This is a genomic window from Mesorhizobium sp. YIM 152430, from assembly GCF_029210365.1.
GTDB lineage: Bacteria > Pseudomonadota > Alphaproteobacteria > Rhizobiales > Rhizobiaceae > Aliihoeflea.
The window spans coordinates 252801-274440 of sequence record NZ_JARGES010000027.1 but is presented as its reverse complement, the minus strand read 5'-3'; the positions used below and the strand labels follow the sequence as shown (position 1 = coordinate 274440).

General features: G+C 64.1%; 17 protein-coding genes and 1 tRNA gene. 7 read left to right on the top strand and 11 right to left on the bottom strand.

Annotated features, from left to right (window positions below):
- Position 1: 1 nt before the first annotated feature.
- Positions 2–1189 carry an MlaE family lipid ABC transporter permease subunit gene (locus tag PZ895_RS09090; protein WP_275838921.1) on the bottom strand — a complete coding sequence of 396 codons (1188 nt, stop codon included), beginning with the start codon at positions 1187–1189 and terminating at the stop codon, positions 2–4.
- 78 nt (positions 1190–1267) lie between these two features.
- Here PZ895_RS09090 and dgcA point away from each other — a divergent pair, with 78 nt between their 5' ends.
- Positions 1268–2251 carry an N-acetyl-D-Glu racemase DgcA gene (gene dgcA / locus PZ895_RS09085; RefSeq protein ID WP_275838697.1) on the top strand — a complete coding sequence of 328 codons (984 nt, stop codon included), beginning with the start codon at positions 1268–1270 and terminating at the stop codon, positions 2249–2251.
- A 1-nt stretch (position 2252) separates the two neighbouring features.
- Here the strand turns inward: dgcA and PZ895_RS09080 are convergent, their stop codons facing one another.
- Complete coding sequence (locus PZ895_RS09080) at positions 2253–3062, bottom strand: UDP-2,3-diacylglucosamine diphosphatase (RefSeq protein ID WP_275838696.1); 810 nt, start codon at positions 3060–3062, stop codon at positions 2253–2255.
- A gap of 189 nt (positions 3063–3251) precedes the next feature.
- Here PZ895_RS09080 and PZ895_RS09075 point away from each other — a divergent pair, with 189 nt between their 5' ends.
- Entirely contained in the window at positions 3252–5567 is a 2316-nt protein-coding gene (locus PZ895_RS09075; protein ID WP_275838920.1) for an NADP-dependent malic enzyme, read from the top strand.
- A gap of 318 nt (positions 5568–5885) precedes the next feature.
- Here PZ895_RS09075 and gltX read toward each other — a convergent pair whose 3' ends face one another.
- The 3 genes from gltX to PZ895_RS09060 are packed head-to-tail and all read right to left on the bottom strand — an operon-like array spanning position 5886 to position 9567.
- Entirely contained in the window at positions 5886–7259 is a 1374-nt protein-coding gene (gene gltX / locus PZ895_RS09070; protein ID WP_275838695.1) for a glutamate--tRNA ligase, read from the bottom strand.
- Between the two features lie 2 nt (positions 7260–7261).
- Entirely contained in the window at positions 7262–8941 is a 1680-nt protein-coding gene (locus tag PZ895_RS09065) for an NAD+ synthase (RefSeq protein ID WP_275838694.1), read from the bottom strand.
- Between the two features lie 35 nt (positions 8942–8976).
- Positions 8977–9567, bottom strand: coding sequence for a hemerythrin domain-containing protein (locus PZ895_RS09060; protein WP_275838693.1), 591 nt, complete (start codon positions 9565–9567; stop codon positions 8977–8979).
- A 150-nt stretch (positions 9568–9717) separates the two neighbouring features.
- Here PZ895_RS09060 and PZ895_RS09055 point away from each other — a divergent pair, with 150 nt between their 5' ends.
- Entirely contained in the window at positions 9718–10641 is a 924-nt protein-coding gene (locus PZ895_RS09055; RefSeq protein WP_275838692.1) for a lipid kinase, read from the top strand.
- 12 nt (positions 10642–10653) lie between these two features.
- Here PZ895_RS09055 and PZ895_RS09050 read toward each other — a convergent pair whose 3' ends face one another.
- Positions 10654–12030 carry a 3-deoxy-7-phosphoheptulonate synthase class II gene (locus tag PZ895_RS09050; protein WP_275838919.1) on the bottom strand — a complete coding sequence of 459 codons (1377 nt, stop codon included), beginning with the start codon at positions 12028–12030 and terminating at the stop codon, positions 10654–10656.
- A gap of 83 nt (positions 12031–12113) precedes the next feature.
- Complete coding sequence (locus PZ895_RS09045; RefSeq protein ID WP_275838691.1) at positions 12114–12728, bottom strand: gamma-glutamylcyclotransferase family protein; 615 nt, start codon at positions 12726–12728, stop codon at positions 12114–12116.
- Positions 12729–12839: 111 nt separating this feature from the next.
- On the opposite strand from PZ895_RS09045, the gene PZ895_RS09040 reads away from it, so the two are divergent.
- Positions 12840–13727, top strand: coding sequence for a hypothetical protein (locus PZ895_RS09040; RefSeq protein WP_275838918.1), 888 nt, complete (start codon positions 12840–12842; stop codon positions 13725–13727).
- Here the strand turns inward: PZ895_RS09040 and gor are convergent.
- From gor to rpiA, 3 genes are all read right to left on the bottom strand, one after another.
- Positions 13724–15115 (bottom strand): glutathione-disulfide reductase, encoded by a 1392-nt coding sequence (gor, locus tag PZ895_RS09035; RefSeq protein WP_275838690.1) that lies wholly within the window; start codon positions 15113–15115, stop codon positions 13724–13726. The genes PZ895_RS09040 and gor overlap by 4 nt on opposite strands.
- A 100-nt stretch (positions 15116–15215) precedes the next feature.
- Positions 15216–15761 (bottom strand): DUF2059 domain-containing protein, encoded by a 546-nt coding sequence (locus tag PZ895_RS09030; protein ID WP_275838689.1) that lies wholly within the window; start codon positions 15759–15761, stop codon positions 15216–15218.
- Between the two features lie 54 nt (positions 15762–15815).
- Entirely contained in the window at positions 15816–16511 is a 696-nt protein-coding gene (gene rpiA / locus PZ895_RS09025) for a ribose-5-phosphate isomerase RpiA (RefSeq protein ID WP_275838688.1), read from the bottom strand.
- Positions 16512–16637: 126 nt separating this feature from the next.
- Between rpiA and PZ895_RS09020 the strand changes: the two genes are divergently transcribed.
- Together PZ895_RS09020 and PZ895_RS09015 are read left to right on the top strand one after the other, a co-directional pair.
- A complete protein-coding gene (locus tag PZ895_RS09020) occupies positions 16638–17339 on the top strand; it encodes an HAD family hydrolase (protein ID WP_275838687.1) in 702 nt (233 codons plus the stop codon).
- 73 nt (positions 17340–17412) lie between these two features.
- Positions 17413–17487 (top strand) — tRNA-Val (locus tag PZ895_RS09015).
- 103 nt (positions 17488–17590) lie between these two features.
- On the opposite strand, the gene PZ895_RS09010 is transcribed toward PZ895_RS09015, so the two are convergent.
- Positions 17591–19687, bottom strand: coding sequence for a L,D-transpeptidase family protein (locus tag PZ895_RS09010; protein ID WP_275838686.1), 2097 nt, complete (start codon positions 19685–19687; stop codon positions 17591–17593).
- 289 nt (positions 19688–19976) lie between these two features.
- Between PZ895_RS09010 and PZ895_RS09005 the strand changes: the two genes are divergently transcribed.
- Positions 19977–21596, top strand: coding sequence for a fumarate hydratase (locus PZ895_RS09005; RefSeq protein WP_275838685.1), 1620 nt, complete (start codon positions 19977–19979; stop codon positions 21594–21596).
- Positions 21597–21640: the final 44 nt, after the last annotated feature.

The window sequence follows — 21640 nt, the reverse complement described above, 5'->3', positions numbered from 1 at the left end:
CTCAGAAATTGATCGCTGCGTAGAAGATGGCGAACAGGCCATCCAGCACGATGACGACGAAGATCGACTTCACGACCGACGTCGTGACATGTCGTCCCAGCGATTCGGCGCTTCCGCCGACCTTCATGCCCTCGACGGAACCGATGATGCCGATGATCAGCGCCATGAAGGGCGCCTTGATCAGACCGGCCATGATCGTTCCGATGTCGATCGAGGCGCGCATCCGGTCCAAAAACGCATCCGGCGTGATTCCCGAATAGATCCACGTCACCGTCATCGCACCGCCGATGGCCGCGAAATTCGCCAGCACCGTCAGACAGGGCAGTGCGATCACCAGCGCCACCAGCCGCGGAAAGACGAGGACGCCGACGGGGTTGAGGCCGATCACGGTCAGCGCATCGACCTCCTCGCGCATCTTCATCGAGCCGATCTCGGCGGTGATGGCGCTGCCGGAGCGACCGGCGACCATGATCGCGGTCAACAGCACGCCCATCTCGCGCAGGACGAGAATGCCCACGAGATCCACGACGAAAATCTCGGCGCCGAAATAGCGAAGCTGGAACGCGCCCTGCTGGGCGACGATGGCCCCGACGATGAAGGACATCAGGACGACCACGGGTATCGCGCCGACGCCCATCCGGTCGATCTGGTTGAAGATCGCCGCAAGGTTCACCGAATGGCCACGCCCGAGCTTCAACTGGCCGCCGCGGATCGTCGCGCCCAGAATATGCATCGAGGCGAGGAAATCGCCGTAGAGGCTGTGCATCGTCTTTCCCAGCCCCTCGATGGGACGCAGGAAGATCGAGATTCGATCGTCGGATCGGGGCTCGACCGGCTTTCGCAGCGCCTCGCCGACCGCATCGAAAAGGATGCCGAGCGATTCGGTCTGGCCGGACACGGCAACCTCGGCCCCGCGGCTGCGATGGGCGTGGGCAAGCCGCTCGATCAGCCACGCCCCGGCGGTGTCCATGCGCCCGACGCGCGACACGTCGATGGCCAGTTGCCCGGCCGTGTTCCGGCCTTCGAGATCGCGCATCTCCCGATCGACGGCGGCGACGGTCTGCGTGTCCCAGTCCCCTGACAGCCTCGCGACAAGGCGACCGCCCTCGTCGCGCCACTCCACCGCAGGGCGCGCCAATGTGTTTTCAGCCGAAGCCTGACTTGCTTCCGGTTCACGTTTCCTGAACATGGCGGAAGTCTTACTCACGATTTTCTCGGCTGTCACTTTGCCAACCGGGACGCGATTTCAGCACTGGAGAATTCCCTCATGCGGCGTGACATTTCTGCCGAGATAGAACGGTTCCCGATTGCGGGGAGTTTCAGGATTTCGCGGGGTTCCAAGACCGAGGCAGAAGTCGTCACCTGCACGATCACAGAAGGACAGAACGTCGGCCGCGGTGAATGTGTTCCCTATTCACGATATGGTGAGAGTCTCGATCAGGTTCGCTCCGTGATCGAATCGGTCATGCCCGCGATCCGCGACGGGGCGGATCGGCGCACGCTGATCGACCTGATGCCGGCAGGCGCCGCGCGCAATGCGGTCGACTGTGCGCTTTGGGATCTCGAATCGAAGATCGGCGGGCGCCGCGCGCATTCGGACGTCTGCGCGATGCCGCCGCGTCCCCTGTCGACCGCGATGACGATTTCGCTTGGAACGCCGGACGAGATGGCCGCGCAGGCGCGTTCCAATGCGTTCCGCCCGCTCCTGAAGGTAAAGGTCGGCACCGAGGACGATCGCGCTCGCATCCATGCGGTCGCAAGTTCCGCCCCGAACAGCCGCATCATTCTGGACGCGAACGAGGGCTGGACGCCGGAGAACATCCGCGAACACCTTCTTGTTGCAGCCGAATTCAAGGTCTCGCTCATCGAGCAGCCGTTGCCGCAGGGCAAGGACGAGATCCTGCGCTCGATCCCGCATCCGGTGCCGATCTGCGCCGACGAGAGCGTCCACGGCCCCGACGATCTGGAACAGCTTCTCGGGCTTTATGACGCCGTCAACATCAAGCTCGACAAGACCGGCGGGCTGACATCGGCCATCATCCTGCGCGAGCGCGCCCGCAGCCTCGGCTTCGGCGTCATGGTGGGCTGCATGGTGGGCACGTCGCTGGCGATGGCGCCTGCGGTTCTGCTGGCGCAGGATGCGGACTATGTCGATCTCGACGGGCCGCTCCTGCTTGCAAAGGACCGCACGCCAGCGCTCGCCTATTCGGGCTCGCTGGTCTCTCCGCCCGATCCGGCGCTCTGGGGCTAGGCTACGCGGCTCTCGCGGCGGTCACGGGGATATCGACCGGAACGAGGACCGGCGCCGCAATCTCGCCGGCCGTCGCCCAGTGAATGATTTCGAACGTCCCATCGAAATGTTCGGCGACGGCCGTGCAGCTTTCGACCCAGTCGCCGCTGTTGATGTAGCGCACGCCGCCGACCTCTTCGATCACCGCATGGTGGATGTGGCCGCAGATCACGCCGTCCACGCCGCAGCGCCGCGCTTCCTCTGCCAGCACGCTCTGGAAAGCGCTGATGAAATTCACCGCCTTCTTGACCCGGAGCTTCGCCCAGGACGAAAACGACCAGTATGGCAGACCGGCCAACCGGCGCAGCCGCGCGACGATGCGGCCGATGACGATGGCGGCGTCATACGCTTTGTCGCCGAGATAAGCGAGCCAGCGATAATTGTGGACGACCGCGTCGAACTGGTCGCCGTGAATGACCAGATAGCGTCGCCCGTCCGCCGCTTCGTGGATCACACGGTCGGCGACGACGATGCCGCCGAAATGCGTGCCCTGGAAGTCGCGCAGGAACTCATCGTGATTGCCGGCGATGTAGGTGATGTGACAGCCCTTTCGGGCTTGCCGCAGCAGCTTCTGGACGACGTCGTTGTGCGCCTGCGGCCAATGCCAGGAGCGCTTCAGACGCCATCCGTCGACGATGTCGCCGACGAGGAAGATCCGGCCCGCTTCATGATGGCGCAGGAAGTCGATCAGATAGTCGGCCTTCGCCGGTTTGGACCCCAGATGCACATCGGAGATGAAGAGCGTGCGGAAGCGGCGCGGCGTGGCGGTCATGGATGGCCCTCGTCATTGCGTCGCCCGCTCTATGGCGTGAGTCAGATCACAGCCGTATGACGGTTGTCTTTCGAGGGTCGCTGGCGATAGGTTGGCGCCGATTTCAGCATGGCGCCGGCGAGCAATGTCCGATGGCCGCGCGGGCTATCAAGAAATGAAAAGAAGGCGAACAAGGATGGGCGAGCGATGATGGATGTCGAGACGACGAAAGCACCGCCTGCGGATCTCGACGAGGCGGCGCTCTTCTATCATCGCCATCCCGCACCCGGTAAGCTCGAAATTCAGGCAACGAAGCCGCTCGGCAACCAGCGCGACCTCGCACTGGCCTATTCGCCCGGCGTCGCCGCCCCCTGCCTCGCCATCCACGAGGACCCGGCGCTGGCAGCCGATTACACGGCGCGTTCCAACCTCGTCGCGGTCATCTCCAACGGGTCCGCCGTGCTCGGCCTCGGCAATATCGGTCCCCTCGCCTCCAAGCCGGTGATGGAGGGCAAGGCGGTCCTGTTCAAGAAGTTCGCCGGCATCGACGTCTTCGACATCGAGATCGACGCGCCTGAGATCGCGCGGATGGTCGAGACCGTTTCCGCGCTGGAACCGACCTTCGGCGGCATCAACCTGGAAGACATCAAGGCGCCCGAATGCTTCGAGGTCGAGGAGCAGTTGAAGGCGCGGATGAAGATTCCCGTCTTTCACGACGACCAGCACGGCACGGCCATCATCGTCGCTGCTGCCGTCCTCAACGCGCTCGAGCTTGCCGGCAAGGTCATCGCCGAGGTGAAGATCGTCACCTCCGGCGCAGGCGCTGCGGCACTGGCCTGCCTCAACCTTCTCGTCGAACTCGGTGCCAGCCGCGAGAACATCTGGATCACCGACCGGCACGGCGTCGCCTACAAGGGCCGCGTCGAGGAAATGGATCGCTGGAAGGAACCCTATCTCAAGGACACGAACGCGCGCACGCTGGCCGACGTCATTGGCGGCGCTGACGTGTTCCTCGGTCTGTCGGCCGCCGGCGTTCTCAAGCCCGAACTGCTGGCGCATATGGCCGAGCGGCCGCTGATCCTCGCGCTCGCCAATCCGACGCCCGAGATCATGCCGGAACTGGCCCGCACGGCCCGTCCCGACGCGATGATCTGCACCGGACGGTCGGACTTTCCGAACCAGGTCAACAACGTCCTGTGCTTCCCCTACATCTTCCGCGGTGCGCTCGACGTCGGCGCCACGGCGATCAACGAGCCGATGAAGATGGCCGCCGTGCGCGCCATCGCGGCGCTTGCCCGCGAGGAGCCATCCGACGTCGCGGCCCGCGCCTATTCGGGCGAGACGCCGATCTTCGGTCCCGACTTCCTCATCCCCTCGCCCTTCGATCCGCGCCTGATCCTGCGCATCGCGCCGGCCGTCGCGCGGGCCGCGATGGAAACCGGAGTCGCGACGCGTCCGATCGAGGACATGGGCGCCTATGTCGACCGGCTGACGCGCTTCGTCTTCCGCTCCGGCCTCGTGATGAAGCCGGTCTTCGCCGCGGCGCGCAATGCCAGCGCCAATCGGGTCATCTATTCGGACGGGGAGGACGAGCGCGTCTTGCGTGCCGCGCAGGTCGTCATCGAGGAGACGATCGCGACGCCGATCCTCATCGGCCGGCCGGCCGTCATCGAGACCCGGCTGAAGCGCTATGGGCTGAAGATCAGGCCGCAGACCGATTTCGAGATCATCAATCCCGAGGACGATCCACGCTATCGCGACTATGTCGATCTCCTGATCCGGCTCGGCGGCCGGCGCGGGGTCACGACCGAGGCTGCGCGCACCATGGTGCGCACCAACACCACCGTCATTGCGGCGCTTGCCATGATGCGCGGCGAGGCCGATGCGATGATCTGCGGGCTGGAAGGCCGCTTCGAGCGGCATCTGCGCAATGTCGAACTGATCATCGGCCGGCGACCGGAAGTGGCCGACCTGTCGGCGCTGTCGATGCTGATCTCGCAGCGCGGCGTCACCTTCTTCACCGACACCTATGTCACGGTCGATCCGTGCGCCCAGGACATCGCCGAAATGACGATCCTGGCCGCGCATGAAATCCGTCGCTTCGGCATCGAGCCCAAGGCGGCACTGCTGTCGCATTCGAATTTCGGCTCGCGCGATTCGGCGAGCGCCCTCAAAATGCGTCAGGCATCGGAGATCCTGCACCGCACCGCCCCCGACCTTGTCGCGGACGGCGAGATGCATGGCGATTCGGCACTCTCGGAGGCGTTACGCAACCGCGTCTTTCCCCATTCGCGTCTGACCGGAGAAGCCAATCTGCTTGTGTTCCCTAATCTCGATTCCGCGAACATCGCGCTGAACACGATCAAGGCGATGACCGATTCGCTTCACGTCGGCCCGATCCTTCTCGGCACGTCGCGGCCGGCGCATATCCTGACGCCTTCGGTGACGTCTCGCGGCGTGGTCAACATGACCGCGCTCGCGGTCGTCGAGGCCAGCCAGACCGCCAGCGAAGCAATCGGGGATTAACCGGCGATCGCTATGATTGCCGGATGAACGAAACGAAACGATTTGCCGCCACGCTCCTTTTCGGCATGTTTGCCTTTGCCGGCACGTCGACGGCCAATGATGGGGCGCCTGGTTGCCGTGCGGCCTCGCCATCCTTCCATGTCGTTGGATGCGGCGGGGACGACGCGCGCCCACCAGGCCGCGCCCGTGCGACGATTTCCAAGGGCAGCCTGATCGTGATCGGCATATCCGCCATTGACGCAGATGTCCGGCCGTCCCCTCCCGCAACACCGCCAATGATCGAGGCTGAACTGCGCGACCTTGCAGACCAGCCTCCGGTCAGGGTCGTCGGGCCAAGCTTTCTTCCCGCCCCAGAAGCGGCAATAGATTTGCGAGCTCCGGGCCGGACTCCCGGCCGGTGAGGGCCAGCCGCAGCGGCATGAAGAGCGCCTTGCCCCTGCGGCCCGTCACCTGCTTCACGCGGTCGGTCCAGATCTTCCACGTCATCTGGTCCCACGGCTCGACCGGCAACTCGTCGAAGGCATGTTCGAGAAATGCGCGATCCTCGTCGGACGGTGCAATGCCGGGGCGGCCCTTGGGCGACAGGATCGTCCACCACTCCTTCGCCTCATCGAAACGATCGAGATTGCCACGCACGGCCAGCCAGAATGCTTCGGCCTTCTCGCCTTCGATTCCGAGTTCGGCGAGCCGCGGTTTTGCCGTCGCGAAGGGCATGGCGTGCAGCACGTCGCGATTGAGCCCGTCGAGATCGGCCGGATCGAACTTCGCCGCCGATTTCGACGTCGCGGCCGGGTCGAAACGGTCGGCGAGTTCGTCGAGCGAGTGGACCGCTGCGACATTCTCCGACGTGCCGATGAGCACCGCCAACGAGGCGACGGCCAGCGGTTCGATCCCGGCTTCGCGCAATCCCTTGATCGACAGCGATCCGCTGCGCTTCGACAGTCCCTCGCCCGTGCTGGTCGTCAGGAGATTGTGATGGCCGAAGCCCGGCGGCACCGCGCCAAGCGCCTCGAAGAGCGCGATTTGCGCGCCGGTATTCGTCACATGGTCGTCGCCGCGGATGACGTGCGTTACGCCCATCTCGATGTCGTCGGCCACCGAAGGGAGCGTATAGAGATAGGTGCCGTCCTCGCGTACCAGAACCGGATCGGACATCGAAGCGAGGTCGACCGTCTGCGGGCCGCGCACGACGTCGTCCCAGTGGACTTCCGTGCGCTGCGGCGCGAACGGGTCGGCCTCGAAATTCGGAAGGAGGAAGCGCCAGTGCGGCTTGCTGCCTTCGGCTTCGAGCGCTGCCTTCTCCTCGTCCGTAAGCTTCAGCGCCTCGCGGCCATAGACCGGCGGCAATCGCCGCGCCAGGCGCAGCTTGCGCTTGCGCTCCAGTTCGTCCGCCGTCTCGTAGCAGGGATAAAGCAGGCCCATGGCCTTCAGCGTCTCGACCGCCGCGTCATAAGTCGCAAAGCGGGCCGACTGGTGCGCGGTCACGTCCGGCTTGATGCCGAGCCAGAACAGGTCCTTCTGGATCTGGTCGGCATATTCCTGCTTCGAACGCGCAACGTCCGTGTCGTCGAAGCGCAGGATGAAGCGCCCGCCGGCCTTCTTCGCGAACAGCCAGTTGAAGAGCGCCGTGCGCGCATTTCCGATATGGATATGGCCGGTCGGCGATGGCGCGAATCGGACGGTGACGGTCATTTTCAGCTCCGGTCGCGAAAGCGGTTGGTGATCGGATAGCGCCGGTCGCGCCCGAAATTCTTCCTGGTGATCTTCACGCCCGGCGCGGCCTGCCGGCGCTTGTATTCTGCGATGTAGAGCAGATGCTCGATCCGGTGAACGAGCTCGCGGTCATGCCCGCGCGCGACGATACCGTCGACGCCCATCTCGTTCTCGACCAGACATTCCAGGATGTCGTCGAGCACCGGATAGGGCGGCAGCGAATCCTGGTCCGTCTGGTCCGGCCGCAATTCGGCCGACGGCGCCTTGTCGATGATGTTCTGAGGGATCACCTCGCCGGACGGGCCGAGCGCGCCGGGCGGCACGGTCGTGTTGCGCCACGCCGAGAGCGCGTAGACCTGCATCTTGTAGAGGTCCTTGATCGGATTGAAGCCGCCATTCATGTCGCCATAGAGTGTGGCATAGCCGACCGACATTTCCGACTTGTTTCCGGTCGTCACCACCATCGCGCCGAACTTGTTCGACACGGCCATCAGGATCGTGCCGCGGGCGCGGCTTTGAAGATTTTCCTCGGTGATCCCCTCTTCCGTGCCCTCGAACATCTGACCGAGTGCGTTGGAAAATCCTTCGACGGGTTCGGCGATCGGCACGATATCGTAGCGGCAGCCCAGCGCCCGGGCGCAATCCTCGGCGTCCTTCAGCGAATCCTTGGACGTATAGCGATAGGGCATCATGATCGTGCGCACGCGCTCCTCGCCGAGCGCATCGACCGCGAGCGCCGCACAGATAGCCGAATCGATGCCGCCCGACAGACCCAGCACCACCGTCTTGAAACCGTTCTTGTTCACATAATCGCGCAGGCCCAGCATACAGGCACGGTAGTCCGCCTCCTGCGCGTCGGGCAGGATCGCGCGCGGACCTTCGGCGCAGGTCCAGGCGTCGTCGTCACCGCGCCGCCACGTCGTCACCGCCAGCGTTTCCTCGAACGGACTCATCTGGAAGGCCAGCGACTTGTCGGCATTGATCGCGAAGGAGGCGCCGTCGAAGATCAGTTCGTCCTGCCCGCCGAGCTGGTTGGCATAGATCATCGGCAGGCCGCTTTCGATCACCTCGCGGATCACGATCTGCTGGCGCACGTCGGACTTTCCACGATAATAGGGCGAGCCATTGGGCACGAGAAGCAGTTCGGCGCCGGCCTCGGCCAGCGTCTCGCAGACGCCGAGTTCGCCCCAGATGTCCTCGCAGATCGGGATGCCGAGCCGCACGCCGCGGAAATTGACCGGTCCCGGCATGTCCGGTCCCGGCTGGAAGACGCGCTTTTCGTCGAACTCGCCATAGTTGGGCAGATCGAGCTTGTAGCGCTCGGCGACCACTTTGCCCTTGTCGGCGACCACCACCGAATTGTGCAATCCGCTTCTGCGGGCGAGCGGCGTGCCGATGACGATTCCCGGCCCGCCATCGGCCGTGTCTGCGACGAGTTCACCCACCGCCTTCTCGCAGGCGGCGACGAAGGCGCGTCTCAGGACCAGGTCTTCCGGCGGATAGCCGGCGATGAAGAGTTCCGTGAAAAGGACGAGGTCCGCGCCCTGCCGTGCGGCGTCCGCCCGCGCCTCGCGCGCCTTGGCGAGATTGCCGGCAATGTCGCCGACCGTCGGGTTCAACTGCGCGATGGCGATGCGAAGGATGTTCGGCGTGTCACTCATGGCGTTCGTCTAGCGCGGCCTTCGCACACGCGCAATCAGGTGCCGACGAGTTCCCGGTCGCCCTTTTCGAGGATGAGCGGAATGATCAGATCTTCCTCGTCGTCGAGATGACGGGCGAGCATGGCCACCAGCCGCGCATTCTGGTCGGCATAGGCGTCTGCAGCATAACGCTGGGCGTCGGCGTCGCCCGACAGCGCATCGAGAAAGGCGTTCGCCGTCCGCGCGTTCATCTCCAGCGCATCGTGGATCATGTGATGGTCAGAATCGAGGATGTCGAACCCGCGCTTCAGCCGCGCCTCGACGCGCGCGAAGATGGGGAAATAGTGGTGATCCTCGATGTTGTGATGGCCGTCGAGCTGGCCGAGGAAGAAGTTCAGGCGCGGCGCGAAGAACTGGGCGAAGCCCTGCGCATCCGTTCTGCCCTCGCGGTAGTCGGCGATCGATCCCGTCAGAATGCCGCCCAGATCGCGGAACATCGCGTGCCGCTGGAGCCACATCGACGCCATGCCATGAACGTTGCGGTGGGCCGTCCAGCCTTCGCGGGGATATTTGTCGACCAGATAGCGCAGGTCGTCCGGCAGACCGGCGCGCGCGTCCAGTTTAAGTTCGTCCTCGATGGCGTCCATGGCAGGCTCCTTTGGCCAATCAGATAGACATGCGCGTCCAGGAACACCAAGAGCGACACTGCGTTCAATCGAAATGGGCGAAAAGCTCGCAATCGCAAATGACAGTGCCTATCTGGCGAAAGCTTCCGAAATCGGAAAAGGAGCCTTTCGTTGCAAACCAGCAAGCGCGCCCTCTTTCTCGTCAATCCGAATGCGCGCCGCGGGCGCGAGCCGGTCGAACCCATTCTGGAGCGCCTGAAGGCCGGGGGCCTTGACGTGAAGATCGAACCCTTCGAGGCGCTGCCGGAAATCGCGCGCGACGTCGTGCGGCTGCGCGAAAGCACAGACCTCGTCATCGTGTGCGGCGGTGACGGCACGGTTTCGTCCGCCGCCGTCGCGGTGATGGAATCGGGCCTGCCGATGGGCATCATGCCGATGGGAACGGCGAACGATCTCGCCCGCACGTTGAACATCCCGATGGATTTGCAGGAAGCGGCGGACGTGATCGCAGACGGCAACACGCGCAAGGTCGATGTCGGCACCGTCAATGGCCACGCCTTCTTCAACGTCGCCTCGATCGGCCTTTCGACCGAACTCGCACAGAGCCTCGACCCACAAACCAAGAAGCGCTGGGGCCGACTCGGCTATGCGGTCGCGGCGAGCCGCGTCATGACCAAGGCTCGCCCTTTCAAGGCGACGATCACCGAAAAGGGCGAAACGATCCGGGTCTCGACCTATCAGATCGCGGTCGGCAACGGTCGCCATTATGGCGGCGGAAATGTCGTGGAGGAGACGGCCGAGATCGACGACGGCCATCTCGATCTCTACAGCCTCGAACTCTCCAATGTCTGGAAACTGGCGCTGATGCTGCGCTCGTTCCGCTCAGGCCGCCACGGCGCCTGGAACGAGGTGCGCACCGCGCGCTGCGTCGAGTTCGACATCGAGACGGACCGGCCGCGCCCGGTCAATACGGATGGAGAAATCGTCACGCAGACGCCGGCCCATTTCAAGGTCCATCCGGCAGCGATCAGGGTCTTCGCCCCGCCGGCGATGGCAGGCGCGGCCGTCGGCTCAGGCCGCAAAGTCGCCGCCTGAGCACAAAGCGTCTCAGGCGTTGACCGCCTGTCTCGACGCCTGGCCGTGCTTCTTCTTGGCCAGAAGCTCGCTCACCAGGAAAGCGAGTTCGAGCGCCTGGTCGGCGTTGAGGCGCGGGTCGCAATGGGTGTGGTAGCGATCCTGCAAATCCTCGTCGCGCACGGCGCGCGCGCCGCCGGTGCATTCGGTGACGTTCTTGCCCGTCATCTCGATATGGATGCCGCCGGCATGGGTGCCCTCGGCCGCATGAACGTCGAAGAAGGACTGAACCTCCTTCAGGATGCGGTCGAAGGGCCGGGTCTTGTAGCCGGCGGCCGTGATCGTGTTGCCATGCATCGGATCGCACGACCAGACGACCTTGCGGTCTTCCTTCTGGACGGCGCGGATGAGCTTCGGCAGGTGATCGCCGACCGCTTCGGAACCGAAGCGCGAGATCAGCGTCAGACGGCCGGCCTCGTTTTCCGGATTGAGCAGATCGATGAGCCTGATCAGCCCGTCCGGCGTCATGGACGGACCGCATTTCAGGCCGAGCGGGTTCTTGATGCCGCGGCAATATTCGACATGCGCGTGGTCCGGCTGGCGTGTGCGGTCGCCGATCCAGATCATGTGGCCAGACGTCGCATACCAGTCGCCCGAGGTGGAATCGACTCGCGTCATCGCTTCCTCATAGCCCAGCAGCAGCGCCTCATGGCTGGTGTAGAAGTCGGTCTCGCGCAGCGCGGCATGGGATTCGGACGTGATGCCGACCGCATTCATGAAATCGACCGTTTCGGTGATCCGGTTCGCCAGCACCTTGTAGCGCTCGGACTGCGGGCTGTCGGAGACGAAGCCGAGCATCCACTTATGCACGTTTTCCAGGCTCGCATAGCCGCCCTGCGCGAAGGCGCGCAAAAGGTTCAGCGTGGCGGCCGACTGGCGGTAGGCCATGCGCTGGCGGGCCGGGTTCGGCGTGCGCGCTTCCTCGGTGAACTCGATACCGTTGATGATGTCGCCGCGATAGGAGGGCAGCGCCACACCGTCCTTCGTCTCGGTGTCGGACGAGCGCGGCTTGGCGAACTGACCCGCGATGCGGCCGACCTTCACCACCGGTTGCGCGCCGCCGAAGGTCAGCACCACCGCCATCTGCAGGAAGACGCGGAAGAAGTCGCGGATGTTGTCGGCGCCGTGTTCGGCGAAGCTCTCGGCGCAGTCGCCGCCCTGAAGCATGAACGCCTCGCCGGCTGAAACGGTGGCAAGCTGCTTCTTCAGTTTACGCGCCTCGCCGGCAAAGACGAGCGGCGGATAACTGGCAAGCTGTCTTTCGGTCTCGGCGAGCGCAGCCGCATCCGGATAGGCCGGCACTTGGCTGATCGGCTTGTCACGCCAGGAATTCGGAGACCATTTCGTCATCATCGCACCCGTCCAATATCGCCTGGGGGCGGGGAATGCGCCCTGCCCGTGGCGGCGTCCTTACACTACGAAAGCCGGCGATTCTACACTTCCTTCGCCGAAGGCGCGACCAGATATGGCGCCAGAGCGCGATCGAAGGCCGAAGCCCGCCGATCGTCCGGTGCAAGGGCGCGCGGATAAAGCGGTTGGTCGCGATCGAGGTGCAGGCCGATCTCGAAGCCGTCCGTTTCGTCCAGGAAACGTCGCAACCCTTCCTCGCCATGCTCGACGTGAAACCCGTGCATGACCGCATCGAGATAGGATTGCAGGATCAAAGACGTCCCCGGATGCGCCGGGATTTGCGCCTGCGCCACGTAAAGATAGATCGGAATGCCGTCGAGGCCGGCCGCGCATTCGATGGACGTGCGTTGGAGTTGAACCCGATCGTAGCGCGACTCGCGCGCGTCGACGGCGTCAAGATTTTCCACCCGATCGATGACGACGAGCCCGTCGCAACCGGCACCGGTTTGCGGTCTGACGGTCAAGAGCGCGGCCGGGAAGCCCGGCATGTCGGGTCTTGGCCGCCAATGGCGCCTCCATCCGTTCAGCCGCGCAGGATGGGCGGCAACGATTTCGGTGCGGTGCGTCTGCCGGCAGACCAGCGACCCGTAACCGAAATAGGCGACGAGTCCTTCGGCAGATGCGTTACATCCAGACATTCAAAACCTGTTGACTTTGACGTAAGCGTAAATGGTAGCTTCGCTCCATCGAAAGCGAGGATACCCGTCTTGGCATGTTCAACCGCTTCACTGTCCGCGCCGCAGGCAGACATAAATCCGGCACCCCACAGCGTCGCCGAATCAGTCGTTGCCTTCAAGGCCGATGACGGTTTCCCGCTGGAAGGAACCCTCTATTCCGGTCAGGGCAATGGGCCGCTCGTGCTGATTTCGTCGGCGGCAGCGGTGCCCCGCCGCCTCTATGCCGGCTTCGCACGCAAGATCGTGGCGGCCGGCGCGCGCGCATCGCTGACCTATGATTATCGCGGCACGGCAGGCTCCGCGCGGCCGGCAGGATGGAAGGCCCGGATCAACATGAAAGACTGGGCCGTCCGCGACTTCGTGGCGGCGGCCGGAAAACTGGACGAAGCGGCGCCTGGGCATCCGATGGCAGGGGTCGGTCAGTCCTATGGTGGTCAGGCGCTCGGCCTTTCGGGCATCGCGCATCGTTTCGAGCGCTATGCGATGGTGGCCTCGATGTCGGGCTATCATGGCGACCTCGCAGACCGCTCCGTCTGGTATCGGATGAATCTCGTCGGCCTGCCGGTTTCTCTGGCATGTCGCGATATGCCACGCTGGCTTGGGATCGGCGAGCCGATCGCAACCTCGACCTTCCGCGACTGGGCGCGATGGTGCCGCATGAAGAACTACTTCTTCGACGATCCGAACGTGCCGGAAACCGCACGGTTCAAGGACGTGGCCCTTCCGCTTCTCGCATTCGGCATGACCGACGATCCTTGGGGGACGCCGGCTGCCGTTCACGGCCTCATGCGGCATTACACGAACGCGACGGTAGAGACCCGCTGGCTTTCGCCGCAGGATGGCGGGGGGCCGATCGGGCATCTCGGCTTCTTCCGCGCGCATTTCGCCGAGACGCTCTGGCCGCCGCTCGCCGACTGGCTTCTTGACGGCAGGCCGGTCAGTATCGGAACCTGCGGCTAGACGATCACTTCACCGTTCTTAACCCGATAACTCGGCTGGTACATGGTCACTAGTTCCTCCGCCGCGGTCGGGTGGACGGCCATCGTCGCGTCGAAATCTTCCTTTGTCAGCTTCGCCTTGACGGCGATGCCGAGCAATTGCGCCATTTCGCCGGCATCGACGCCCAGAACATGTGCGCCCACGACGCGGCGGCTGGCGGCATCGACGACGAGTTTCATGACCATTTTCTCCATGCGGCCCGAGAGCGTGTGGCGCATGGGTCGGAAGGTCGCCTTGTAGATTTCGAGTTCGTCATACTTCTTTGCCGCGTCTTCTTCCGACAGGCCGACCGTGCCCAGTTCGGGTTGCGAGAAGACGGCAGTCGCGACCGCATCGTGGTCGGGGCGCGTCGGCTTGCCCCGATAGACCGTATCGACGAAGCACATCGCTTCGTGGATCGCCACCGGCGTCAGTTGCACCCGGTCGGTGACGTCGCCGACGGCGTAGATGTTCTCGACATTGGTCCGCGAAAAGTCGTCGACGATAATCTCGCCCTTCCGCCCTGTCTTCACCCCTGCCTTGTCGAGCCCGAGACCGGCCGTGTTGGGCTGCCGCCCGATGGCAAGCATCACCTGATCGACAATCAGCGCCCGGTCAGCGCTGGTATGCGCCTCGAGCCGGCCATCCGGGCGCTTTTCGATGCTCTTGAATATCTCGCCGCAAAGAATCCTGATGCCCTTGGCTTCCATCTCGACATGAAGTGCGGTCCGCAAGTCCTTGTCGAATCGTCCCAATATCTCCTTGCCGCGATAGATCAGGGTCGTCTCGACCCCCAGGCCGTGAAAGATATTGGCAAACTCGACGCCGATATATCCGCCGCCGACGATCGCGATCGCCTTGGGAAGTTCTTCGAGATGGAACGCCGCGTCGGAGGTGATGCAATATTCATGTCCGGGCAGCGCGGGATGAAGGCTGGGGTGCCCGCCGGTCGCGACGAGAATGGTCTCGGCCGTCACCGTGCGCCCTTCTTTCTGCAACCGGATCGTGTGCGGGTCTTCAAGCACGGCGCGGCTGTCGATGATGTCAGCCCCGGCGTTTTCGAGTCCCTTCCGGTAAAGACCTTCGAGCCGTGCGATTTCCTTGTCCTTGTTGGCGATCAGCGTCGGCCAGTCGAAGGAGCGTTCTCCCACCGTCCAGCCATAGCCGGCGGCATCCTCGAAATGCTCGGGAAACTGCGAGGCGTAGACGAAGAGCTTCTTCGGAACGCAGCCGCGAATGACGCATGTTCCGCCGAAGCGGTATTCCTCGGCGATGGCGACGCGCTTGCCGAGCGAGGCCGCGACCCGCCCTGCCCGCACGCCGCCCGAACCGCCGCCGATCACGAAGAGATCATAGTCGTACTGGGTCATGCGGCGGCCTTTCACGATTTTTCGGCGCAAGGTTTAGGGCGCTGCCGCCCAAATGAAAAGCCCGGCACTCCGGCCGGGCTCGTCACGCTCTCAAGATCGCTCAGTTGGACTGGGCGGGTGCTGCCGGCGCCGCTTCGACCTGCGGCTCGGCAACCTGTCCCTGCAACTCGGCCGCGACATCGCGCGCAAGGTCGCGGGCGATGCCGGACTGCCATATATTGGCGGCCTGGAACACCTGATTGGTCACTTCGGGGTGCGTCTCGATGAATTTCTGTCCGGCCGGCGACGAATAGAATGCCGAAATCTCGCCGAGCTCCTCTTCTGTGAAGAACTGGGCATAAGCGGCGGCGGCTTCCCGCTCCAGGTCGCCGCGGCGCGCCGCCAGGGCAATCGCCTTCTCGTCAACGGTGCGCGAAATGAGGCTGACCTGGTCGGGATTCTTCTGGGTCAGTTCGTTCTTCAGCGCCATGGCTGCCTGCGGCAGGATGTTGTCGAATTCATCCGTCATGCCCACCGCATCGACGGCCGCACGCGCGGCGGCAAGGTGGCTCTGCGACGGTTCCTGCGACGCGGCCGGACCCATGGCCGATCCAAGTGCGATGGCCGCGCCCACGGCAAGCGCGATGCCCGCATATCTGAAATTCATGTCCAGTCTCCTCTTTGCCGGCGCGTTCGCGCCGCTCGTTCTCGTTGACGAAGCCTATACGCCGTCGATCGTCTTCACGCCATCCGGTTCGGCGATCACGGCCAGATCGGCCAGACCAAGGAACAGGCCGTGCTCCACGACGCCGGGGATCGCATGAAGGGCATCCGAAAGTGCCAGTGGATCGGGAATACGGCCAAAAGATGCGTCGAGAATGACATGGCCGCCATCGGTAACGAAACGCTCGCCATTCTTTTCGCGAAGTTTGATCGCGCCGGACAGTCCGAGGCGGTTTGCCGCCTCCTCGATGGCGATCCGCGTCGCGCCGAGCCCGAACGGGTTGACCTCGACCGGCAGCGGAAACTTCCCGAGCGTGTCGACGATCTTGGAGGCGTCGGCGATCACGATCATGCGCTTGGAAGCGAAGGCGACGATCTTCTCGCGCAAGAGCGCCCCGCCGCCGCCCTTGACGAGCGACAGGCCGGGGCCGATCTCGTCGGCGCCGTCGATGGTGAGATCAAGCGCGGGTTCCTCGTCCAGCGTGGCGAGCGGTACGCCAAGATCGCGGCAAAGTTCGGCCGTGCGCTCGGAGGTCGGCACGCCGATGATCGTCAACCCGTCCGAAACCCGCACGGCCAGGAGCCGCACGAATTCCTCCGCCGTCGAACCCGTCCCGATGCCGAGCTTCATGCCCTCCTCCACATGGGAAAGGGCGACCCGTGCCGCTTCGATCTTCAGCGCTCGCGCATCCATGTCCGGCTCCCTGATTTCCAGACGCCGTTTATCATCTTCGCCGTTGCTGGCAAACCGTCCAGGCCGCCTTGCGTCCGCCGCATGGCCAAGCTAGACCCGCCGCAACGGAAACCAATGGACGATCCGATGACCGCCCCCATCATTGTCTTCGACCTCGACGGCACGCTCGTCGACACCGCGCCCGACCTGATGGCGAGCCTGAACCATTGCCTCGCGCTCGACGGCATGACCGTAGCGGGGCCGTCCGAATTTCGCCGCTTCGTCGGCATGGGCGGCAAGGTGATGATCAAGCGGGCCTATGCTGCTCAGCAACGCGTGCTCTCCGACGAGCGCCTCAAGGATTTGCTCGACACCTTCATCGAGCATTACGGCTCGAACATGCCCGGCCAATCGCAGCCTTATGAGGGGGTCGTCGCCGCGCTCGACCGGTTCGACGATGCCGGCTACCTGACGGCGATCTGCACCAACAAGTTCGAGCTCCACTCGACGCGCCTGATGCAGGGGCTCGGTCTCACCGAGCGCTTCCGCGCCATCTGCGGACAGGACACGTTCGCCTTCCGCAAGCCGGACCCACGCCATCTGATCGAGACCATCGCCCGCGCCGGCGGCGATCCCGAACGCGCGATCATGGTCGGGGACTCTGAGACGGACATCAAGACGGCCAAGGCAGCGGGCATTCCCGTCGTCGCCGTCGACTTCGGCTACACGGACAGGCATGTGCGCGAACTCGAGCCATCGCACGTCATTTCGCATTTCGACGAGTTGACCGTCGACCTTGCCGACCGGCTGATCGCAGCGGTAGCCGCGCCGCGCGCCAAGACCGCTTGACGGACCCAGCCGGATGCTCCTATAGGCAGGCCACGTCCGGTCCGCCGGATCACTTTGAGCGCCTGGCGCTCATGGGCGCGTAGCTCAGCGGGAGAGCATTCGCTTCACACGCGAAGGGTCACAGGTTCAATCCCTGTCGCGCCCACCATTTTCAAGTATCTCACGGCAGATCGCTGCGCTCACGCCTCCGATGGCGCGGCGCCCGGTCGGGCTTGCGAACCTCGCGGTTCGAAACGGGCAGCCGAGCGCCGTCAGATCGACGGCGCCCTCGCCGCTTCGATGCGCTCCATCGCCTCGCGCGTCTTCAGATCGCGGTCGTAGACGTCGGGATAGTAGCCCATCTTGCCGCCCGCCTCAGGCCAGGCGGTGAAATAAGCGACATAGACCGGCACCTTCACGTCCAGATTGTCACGGCCATGCGGGCCGGCAAGGCGCGAATCGACCTTCGCACGGTCCCAACCGAGCACCGCCGCCGCCATGGCGCGCGGATCCTCAAGACGCACGCAGCCGTTGGACAGCGCGCGGTTGTCGCGACCGAAAAGATGCCGCTCGGGCGTATCGTGCATGTAGATCGCGTGCTTGTTCGGGAACATGATCTTCAACTCGCCGAGCGCATTGCTCGGGCCCGGCCGCTGGCGGACATTGAAGGGGATGTTCGCGCCATAACGCGGCCAGTCGATCGCCGAGGACGAAATCCGGCGGCCCTGCTGATCCGTCACCTCGAAGCCGGATCGATCGAGATAGGAGGGGTCAGCATAGAGCTTTGGCAGGTACTTGTTGACGATGATCGAGCGCGGCACGCCCCAATAGGGATGAAACTCGACATAGGAAATCTCATCCTGGAAGAAATAGGTCTGCGTCGCCTTGGTGCCGACGACCGTGCGCATCGACAGCTTCTCGCGCCCGTCCTCGACATAGCTGGCCATCGCCGACGGCGCGTTGAGGAAGACGTAGCGGTCGCCGAAATCGGACGGCAGCCAGCGAAGCTGCTCCATGGCGAGTTTCACCTTCTCGATCCGCGCCGCCTTCGATTCGCCTGCGAAAGCTGTGACCGTGCGCGGGCCGACGATGCCGTCGACCTGCAAGCCGCGCTTTTTCTGCGCGGCCCTGATCACCGCCACCAGATCGTCCGAATAAATTTCGCTGGCGCGGTTGAGCTCGATCGTCGTCGCGTGCTCGGCAAGGAAAGTCTGGTCCGCTTCCTTCTCGATGAGAGCGAGAATCTTCGGCAGTTCCGAACTCGTCTGACCAGGGCGAATGAACGTTCCCGGCGCGATGACGATGCTCTTTTCCTCGCTGGCCCGCAGTTCCTCGAGTTCAACCTGCATCGCCTTGTAGAATTCGTTTTGCGGATGCAGCGCACGAAGCGCGGCACTCGCGTCGGCGCCCTTGGCGAGCTTTGCCAGGAGGCCGCCATAGTCGACGGTCTTCAACTTGAAATCATGATAACCGGAGATTCGGTTGGGATCGACCCGGCCGGCATGTATGTCGCGTGCATAGCGCAACATGCGCGCCGACAGCGCCATCTCGAAGCGCGCAAGCGCCGCTTCATCCTGCATCCGCGGCACGGAAACGGCATAATCGCCCGGATTGAGCCCGTATTCATCAGCGCTCGCAAGCTCGCGCAGCACGTCGCGCGCCGCGGAATTGACCCCGCCGCCCTCGGACCAGATCATTCCGGGATGCTTGGAATAATGGGCGACCACCGCATCGCCGATCGCCTCTTCGGCATAGAATTCAAACGTCGCAAGATCGTCGAGCGAATTGGCGATCGTCGCCCTCGCCGGCTGCGGCGAACGGACCGCCTGCTTGCGGACGTCGATCTCGAGCTTCGGGTTCGCGCCGTCGATCGAAGGAAGCTGCCGCCGGTCCTGACCGGCCATCCGCCGGCGTGGTTCGCTGCCCGCCTGATTGCCTTCCAGCGCCTTTTCGACCGCCTCTTCCAGGCTTCCACCGGCAACGGTGACCGGCCGCGCGGAAGCGGGGGCGGCCTGCGTGGTCGCGCCGACCGTGCCGTGATCGATGCCGGTATTGACCAGCGTGGGATCGATTGAGATCGCGGCGAAGTTCACCTTCGCCAGCGTATCGGTCTTGTAGGTGAAATATTGCGGCCCGGTGACGCGCGGCGCCTGTGGCGGCGCAGCGCGCTGAACCTGCTGGTGCATTTGCGGCTGCGCCTGCGGCGGCTGTTGCTGCTGATATTGCGGCTCGACATAGCGGCGCGGCGGCTGGTTGAACAGGCGCTCGAAAAAGCCCTGTGCAGACGCGTCATGGACCCCGGTCAGAAGCGACGCTGCGAGCGCGGTTGAGGTCAGGGCCAGAGCCCGAAGGCGCATACGCTTGATCATGTCGTCCAATCCGTTGAGAGTTCCAGTCGGGCGCGGCCGAGGCCGGCGAACACGGAGTCCGACACTGGACCCGATATGGTTTCCAAATCGCAAACGTTCATCCGCCGTGATGACGATGCTAAGGATGCCGAAGCGTTCGGTTCAAGACATCCCGTGTCGCCCATGCGGGTTTTGTCGCGACCATTGCAGGAATACAACGCTCGGCGATCGGTCCAAAGGCAGGCTTCAATCCCGGCCCGTTTCGCTTTAAGAGCCTGCCAACCTGTATCTTTCCGGAGACCCTTCGCAGATGGCCGACTACGCAAGCGCCGAGCTTTTCCCCCTCGCAGCCGACGAAACGCCCTATCGCAAGCTGACCTCGGATCACGTCAGCGTCGACACCTTTCGCGGCCAGGACGTCCTGACGGTCGATGCGGAAGGGCTGCGCCTCCTGTCGGAAACGGCCTTCGCGGACATCAACCATCTCCTGCGCCCCGGGCATCTGAAGCAGCTTGCCGCGATTCTCGAAGACCCGGAAGCGACGGACAACGACCGCTTCGTCGCCTACGACCTCCTGAAGAACGCCAACATCGCCGCCGGCGGCGTCCTGCCGATGTGCCAGGACACAGGAACGGCGATCATCATGGGCAAGAAGGGCCGGCGGGTCTGGACCGAAGGCGGCGACGCCGACGCGCTCGGCCAGGGCGTGCTCGACGCCTATGAGCGCAAGAACCTGCGCTATTCGCAACTCGCACCGCTGTCGATGTTCGAGGAGAAGAACACGAAGAACAACCTGCCGGCGCAGATCGACATCTATGAGGAAGGCGAGGACGCCTACAAGTTCCTGTTCGTCGCCAAGGGCGGGGGCTCGGCCAACAAGACCTTCCTTTATCAAGGCACGCCGTCCCTGATGACGCGCGACAGGCTTCTTGATTTCCTGAAAGAGAAAATCCTGACGCTCGGCACCGCCGCCTGCCCGCCCTATCACCTCGCCATCGTCATCGGCGGCACGTCGGCGGAGATGAACTTGAAGACCGTCAAGCTTGCCTCCACGCGCTATCTCGACGGCCTGCCCACATCAGGCAGCGAGGCCGGCCACGCCTTCCGCGACCTCGAAATGGAAGCCGAAGTCCACAGGATGACGCAGTCCATGGGTGTCGGCGCCCAGTTCGGCGGCAAGTATTTCTGCCATGACGTGCGCGTCATCCGCCTGCCCCGCCATGGCGCCTCGCTGCCGATCGGCCTCGGCGTCTCGTGCTCAGCCGACCGGCAGGCCAAGGGCAAGATCACGAAGGACGGCATCTTTCTCGAAGAGCTGGAGACCAATCCCGCCCGCTACATGCCAGATATCGACGAGGAGAAGCTGACTTCGCATGTCGTGAAGATCGACCTGAACCAGCCGATGAGCGAGATCCTCAAGATCCTCTCGGCCCAGCCCGTCAAGACGCGCGTGTCGCTCTCCGGGCCCATCATCGTCGCGCGCGACATCGCGCACGCGAAAATCCGCGAGCGCCTCGAAGCCGGCGAGCCGATGCCGGACTATTTCAAGAACCACCCGGTCTATTATGCCGGTCCGGCCAAGACGCCTGCCGGCTACGCATCGGGCTCGTTCGGACCGACGACGGCGGGCCGGATGGATTCCTATGTCGACCAGTTCCAGTCCTTCGGCGGATCGATGGTCATGCTTGCCAAGGGCAACCGCTCGCGCCAGGTGCGCGAGGCGTGCGGGCGCCATGGCGGATTCTATCTCGGTTCGATCGGCGGTCCCGCCGCGCGATTGGCGCAGGACTGCATCAAAAAGGTCGAGGTCGTCGAATATCCCGAACTCGGCATGGAGGCGATCTGGCGCATCGAGGTCGAGGATTTCCCCGCCTTCATCGTCATCGACGACAAGGGCAATGATTTCTTCAAGGATCTGAACCTCGGCTGACGGCGCGCGGGAGCGTCTTGCGCTGGCGCATCCGCGCGGCCATC